At 66.6% G+C, this 5,389-nt stretch carries 5 protein-coding genes; 3 read left to right on the top strand and 2 right to left on the bottom strand.

Translation table 11 applies throughout. The features are described from left to right. On the top strand, positions 1–417 hold a 417-nt coding region (locus U9980_RS15500; RefSeq protein ID WP_322768563.1), incomplete at its 5' end, for a TetR-like C-terminal domain-containing protein. A gap of 79 nt (positions 418–496) precedes the next feature. Here the strand turns inward: U9980_RS15500 and U9980_RS15495 are convergent. Further along, positions 497–1,930 (bottom strand): cytochrome P450, encoded by a 1,434-nt coding sequence (locus U9980_RS15495; RefSeq protein WP_322768562.1) that lies wholly within the window; start codon positions 1,928–1,930, stop codon positions 497–499. Between the two features lie 473 nt (positions 1,931–2,403). On the opposite strand from U9980_RS15495, the gene U9980_RS15490 reads away from it, so the two are divergent. Beyond that, positions 2,404–3,771 carry a flavin monoamine oxidase family protein gene (locus U9980_RS15490; protein ID WP_322768561.1) on the top strand — a complete coding sequence of 456 codons (1,368 nt, stop codon included), beginning with the start codon at positions 2,404–2,406 and terminating at the stop codon, positions 3,769–3,771. 44 nt (positions 3,772–3,815) lie between these two features. Here the strand turns inward: U9980_RS15490 and U9980_RS15485 are convergent, their stop codons facing one another. Continuing rightward, positions 3,816–4,817 carry an alpha/beta hydrolase gene (locus U9980_RS15485; protein WP_322768560.1) on the bottom strand — a complete coding sequence of 334 codons (1,002 nt, stop codon included), beginning with the start codon at positions 4,815–4,817 and terminating at the stop codon, positions 3,816–3,818. A gap of 252 nt (positions 4,818–5,069) precedes the next feature. On the opposite strand from U9980_RS15485, the gene U9980_RS15480 reads away from it, so the two are divergent. Then, positions 5,070–5,279 carry a LysR family transcriptional regulator gene (locus U9980_RS15480; RefSeq protein ID WP_322768559.1) on the top strand — a complete coding sequence of 70 codons (210 nt, stop codon included), beginning with the start codon at positions 5,070–5,072 and terminating at the stop codon, positions 5,277–5,279. Positions 5,280–5,389 lie beyond the last annotated feature (110 nt).

The raw sequence follows: 5,389 nt of genomic DNA, 5'->3' as shown, positions 1-5,389 counted from the left end.
CTGGCGCTGCTCATGGAGCAGCGCGTTGCGGCCCTGCCCGCGGACCCCGACCCGCTGGCGGCCGCCTGGGCTCGGTTCGATGCGCTCGGGCGGGCCTACGTGGAGTTCGCCACCACTGAACCCGGCTGGTTCCGGACGGCGTTCGCCGTGCCGCGCACCATGCACTCCTTCGGGCCCGGCGAAGGAGTGGGTGCCAGCGGAGTCGGCCCGTACGAACTGCTCGGCGCCCGGCTCGACGAGCTGGTCGAGGTCGGCGCGATCCCGCCCGAACGCCGTCCCAGGGCCGAGTACGCCGCCTGGTCGGCCGTGCACGGCCTGTCGACGCTGCTCAACGACGGGCCGTTGCGCGACATCCCCGCCACTGAACGTGATCAGGCACTTCGGGTCGTCCTCGACTTCGTCGCCCGCGGAATCTGACGGAATCCGACCGGATTACGATCTTCGATGGCTGGCACTTCCGGGCCGGTCAGGGTCTGTGGTGGCGGGCAGGGCTCGGTCAGCGTCGGCGGTGTGCGGTCATCGGCAGGCCGTCGCGGGGACGCAGGGTCACCTGCGGCAGGGGGACGATCTCGACATCCGGGTCCGGCTCGAACGACCATCGGCGGGCGATCGCGGCCAATGCGAGCACCCCCTCGAAGTGGGCGAAGGTGTTGCCGATGCACTGGCGGGGACCACCGCCGAACGGGAAGTAGGAGTAACGCGGCTGGCCGGGCGGGGCTGCGCCGACGCCGATGGTTGCGCCGACGAGCCAGCGGGTCGGGTCGAAACGCTCCGGGTCGGGCCACCAGGTTTCGTCGCGGTGCACGACCCATTGGCTGAACAGCAACGTCGAGCCCGCGGGCAGTAGGTAGCCGCCGACCTCGCGGTCCACGGTGAGGTGACGGCCCATCGTCCAGACCGGCGGATAGAGCCGCATCGACTCGCGCAGCACGGCGTCGGTGTAGGGCAGGCGCGCGATGTCCGCCATCGTCGGCCGGCGGTCGCCCAGTACCTCGTCGAGTTCGGCGTGCATCCGGGCCGCGACCGCCCGGTCGCGTCCGAGCAGGTGGAAGGTCCAGCTCAGGGCATTAGCGGTCGTCTCGTGCCCGGCGAGAAGGATGGTGAGGGCCTCATCGCGCACCTCCTCGTCGGCCATGCCCACGCCGGTGTCGGCATCCCGGGTGGACAGCAGCAGCGACAGCAGGTCGTCGCCGTCTGCGCCGGCGGCGCGGCGGCGCTCGATCAGCGCATAGACGACCCGGTCGAGTGCTGCGCGGGCATCGCGCCGGCGTCGGGCTGCGGGCAGGGGAAGCCGCTCGAGCATTTCGAACCCGGGCAACCGGGCCCGTCCGGCGGCGGCCATGTTCTCGGTCAACGCCGTGCGGACGACCTCGATGACCTCGCTGTCGAGGTCGACGTCGAACAGGGTGCGGGCTACGATCGCGAGCGTCATCTCGGTCATCTCGGCGTGGACGTCGAGGTGCTGGCCGTGGCCCCAGGTGTCAGCGGTGGCGTCGGCGATCGCGGCGAACGTCTCGCTGTAGCCGGCGATGCGCTGGTGGTGGAACAACGGCTGCATGAGTCGGCGTTGCCGGCGGTGGACGTCACCCGCGCTGGTCAACAACCCCTGGCCGAGCAGCAGCGTGAGTGGCTGGATGACCGTCTCCCTGGAACCGAGGCCGCGCCGGACGGCGCCCTTGGCGTGCGTCCGGTTCGACCCGACCAGTCCGTCGGCGATCGCGGCCGGGTCGGCGACGAGGAACGCCGACATCGGCCGGGAGGCGATGCGGACGACCGGTCCGTAGGTGCGACGCAGCCGGGTGAGACCTGCCAGGGGGTCGGAGCGCAGCATCCGTACCGATGCGAGCGGTCCGCCTCCCGGCCCGGGCACCTGGTCGGCACCTTTCGGTGCCGCGTCCGGCGTGTGCGCGAACGTGGGTGTGACGGTCATCGAAACCTCCTCCGGTGATCGAGCGACGGGGCCGCCGGCGCGTGCAGCTCCACCGGGTACGCCGCCATGGGACAAGGAGACAGCACAAACATACGAATCCCGTGTGAGCGCCTTGGGAATCGAGCCTGGAAAACTCGACTGCTCCTTGGATGCGAGCATCGATGTCTGTTTTGTCCACCTCAGTCAGTCGGTCTGTGAACGCGGGATGAATGAAAAACACGGACAGGATCATTCTTGAATACATTCGGAAAGTGGTGACGATTCCGTTTCGTCCGATCTTTCTGAATGCCGTGTCGTACGCACCCGACATACGGCAGAGGCGTATGCTTGATTACCGGACGCTAGCCGAAGTTTTCGCCGAGATGTCAGCGAACCTGCTTTCACCGGTTGCCACCGTCTGTTGCGGTCCGCGGTCGGGCTGGAATCCGGGTTGGATCAACACGGGCGCATCCCGACGAAGCAGGGAGTGATAAATGGTGAGTTCGCAGGACGTTGTCGACGTGATTGTCGTCGGTGGGGGTTATTCCGGACTTTCTGCCGCCTGGGCCTTGAACGGCCAGGGTCACTCGGTGACCGTGCTCGAGGCGCGGGACAGGGTTGGTGGCCGCGCATGGACCCAGCAGATACCTGGGGGCGGTTGGGTGGACAACGGCGGCCAGTGGATCGGGCCGGGTCAGACCCGGATCCTCACGCTCGCCGAGGAGATGGGCGTGACGACGTTTCCCACGTTCCAGGACGGGCGGCATATCCTCGTCTACGACGGCGTGCGGACCGTCTACGCGGCTGAGAGCTCCGGCTCGCTGGAGATCCCGGTTCCCACGGAAGATCTCGCGGATTTCATGAATGCCGTGGCCGTGATTGACGCGCTCTCCAGGGAGGTTCCGTCCGAAGCGCCGTGGGAAGCGTCGCGGGCGACGGAGTGGGACACCCAGACCGTCGCCACCTGGATGGAGCAGAACCTGAAGACGGCCGGTGCGAAATTCGCCCTTCACTCCGTGATCGTCGGGTACTTCTCGGTGGAACCGTGTGACCTGTCGTTCTTGCACCTCCTCTTTTACGTCGCGGCGGCGGGCGGCGTTGAGGACCTCGAGGCGAGCTCGCTGGTCTGGCGCTTCCTGGGCGGAGCACAGGAGATTCCCGTCCGCCTGGCCGAACGACTCGGAGGCAAGATCAGGTACGAATCCCCGGTGAGGACGATCGACCAGACGGGCGACACGGCGATCGTCGAAACGGACCACGGCCATTATGAAGGCAGGTACGTCATCGTAGCAGCTTCGCCCGCTCTGGCCGCGCGGATCCGGTACGACCCTCCGATGCCCGCCTCCCGCGACCAGTACACACAACGGATGCCGTTGGGCTCGGTAATCAAGTGTCACGCCGTGTACCCGTACGCGTTCTGGCGGGATGACAACCTCAACGGTCAGGTCGTGAGTGAGGACGACATCAATTCGATCTTCGACAACTCGCCGCCCGACGGTGTCCCCGGCATTCTGGTCGGCTTTATCGAGGGCGAGGTCGCCCGCCGCTGGCTGGACCGGTCCGAGGAGGATGTGCGGCAGAAGATGCTCGACTGCTTTGTCGTGCACTTCGGCGAGCGGGCCCGCACGCCGCAGCATTTCTACTACGCCAACTGGGGCCGCGAACCCTGGTCGCGGGGCTGCTACTGCGGTGTCCCGACCCCGGGAACCTGGACGAACTACCGAGATGCTCTGCGTAGGCCCGTCGGCCGTATTCACTGGGCCGGGACGGAGACATCCACGAAGTGGGCCCAGTACATGGAGGGCGCCGTGCGTTCCGGGCAACGCGCCGCCGCAGAGGTTCACGAGGAACTCTCGAAATGAGTGACGTCGCCGATGCGGTCCACATCTACTCCGGACGCTTCGTGTTACGTTACTTTCGCCTTCGGTGCCGCGCGGGCAAAGTTCGCGATGTGCTCCCACAGCTGTTCGCGTGTCCGGGCGAAATTGTGCATGTGAGCCATACGCGGAACGACCACGACCGAGATGTTCGACGATGACCGGTAGGCGGACGGTTCCGCCCAGGGATCGGGGATGACGTCTCGCTCACCGCTGGCAATGAGCACGGGTACGTCAATGGCTGCCGCCTCGGCGCTGACCGCACCATCGGTCATCATGGTTATCGCACAGGGCGGCACGGTCGCGCTTCCCCATGGCGTCCTGTCGTCGCCGCGAACGACACCTGAGAAGGGGCGATAGGTGGCGAGGTCGGCTTCCATCAGCTCCGGCTGCTCGTCCGGCCAGTGGAAGCAGAACCGGAACTGGTCCTCGTCCGGGGCCACGACGCCGAGAACCTGGTCGGCGATCGGATGCAGGTCGCTGCCGCGGCGCGGCAGGGGATAGGTGATTCGACTGCCGTCGGGCGCGGGGAAATTGGTGTAGATCCCGCTCCAGCCGAGAAAGGCCACGCCGTCAAAAGTGCGGTGGTTGGCCTGCTGAATGGTGAGCAGGCAGCCGCCCATCGATTGACCCATTCCCACGATCTTCGTGACGTCGATCGGCGAGAGCTCCGACGCGAGCGAGCCAGCGCCAAGCCTCGAGACGACGTGTTCGACGGCGGCATGGTTGGCCATCGCGAGGTTCTCACAGGTCAGCGCCAGGGGATCGTCGGGTCTGCTGCTGTCGCCGACAAACAGGTGGTCGCAGGCCACGAAGACGAAACCGGCGGCGGTGTGATATTCAGCCTGACTGTAGCCGGGAATCGCGCGGACGTCGTAATATTTACGGCCGAATCCGCCTCCCGGGAACCCGAACAATACGGTCATCGGACCGCACGGCTGATCAGGTAAGTACACGGTGGTGGCCGTCCACAGTTCTCCAGGCAGGTCCGTCCGCCCGGTCACGTCCACGTTTACGTTATACGCGCGCATCAGTCTCCGTCTGTCATCCCGGGAGATTATTTCGCCAACCCCCGGCGGGTTCCGGTTCGTTGCTGTTGACGATGAAAGTATTGGCCGGGGCGGGAGTGGTCAATCACCTATGCGTCGCACGCATCAGTCAGGGATCGCCCCTGTCGTTTGATCCGGCTCGCCACCGCGACCGGGCGTCTGCACATTCCGTGGCCGACCCGGTTCGCCTGGTGTCAACGGCGACGGTTGCCGGTGCGCCGCTAGAGTCTGCATGTGGATCTGAAGCTGCTCGAGCACTTCGCGGCCGTCGCCGACGAGCTCAGCTTCACCCGTGCGGCGGTAAAGCTCCACCTCAGCCGGTCCGTGCTTCAGACCAGGGCGCGGCGACCTGAACTGGTCGATCTCAGGGTGACGGCCGAGAAGGTAGCCGCAACCACCAACTGCCGGGTGTGGCCGGATTCCTCCGTGCACCGCCTTCGGTAGTCCAGACCAAACGGGACCGGAGCGGCCTCCACAGACGTCGATCTCTCCTGCGAGCGACTGCGGGGCTCTGGTCTGCCTCGACCAGCGCGCGCTCGGTGGTGCGCTCCGCA

Origin of the sequence: Protofrankia sp. Cr1 (assembly GCF_963555865.1) — a bacterium.
Lineage (GTDB): Bacteria > Actinomycetota > Actinomycetes > Frankiales > Frankiaceae > Protofrankia.
The sequence above is the reverse complement of the archived record's forward strand: the minus strand, read 5'-3'. Positions and strand labels throughout refer to the sequence as shown.

What these genes read in the sequence shown, in the direction of transcription:
- U9980_RS15485 (WP_322768560.1), bottom strand. Translation starts at nt 4,817, where the DNA reads ATGCGCGCGTATAACGTAAACGTGGACGTGACCGGGCGGACGGACCTG.
- U9980_RS15495 (WP_322768562.1), bottom strand. Translation starts at nt 1,930, where the DNA reads ATGACCGTCACACCCACGTTCGCGCACACGCCGGACGCGGCACCGAAA.
- U9980_RS15490 (WP_322768561.1), top strand. Translation starts at nt 2,404, where the DNA reads ATGGTGAGTTCGCAGGACGTTGTCGACGTGATTGTCGTCGGTGGGGGT.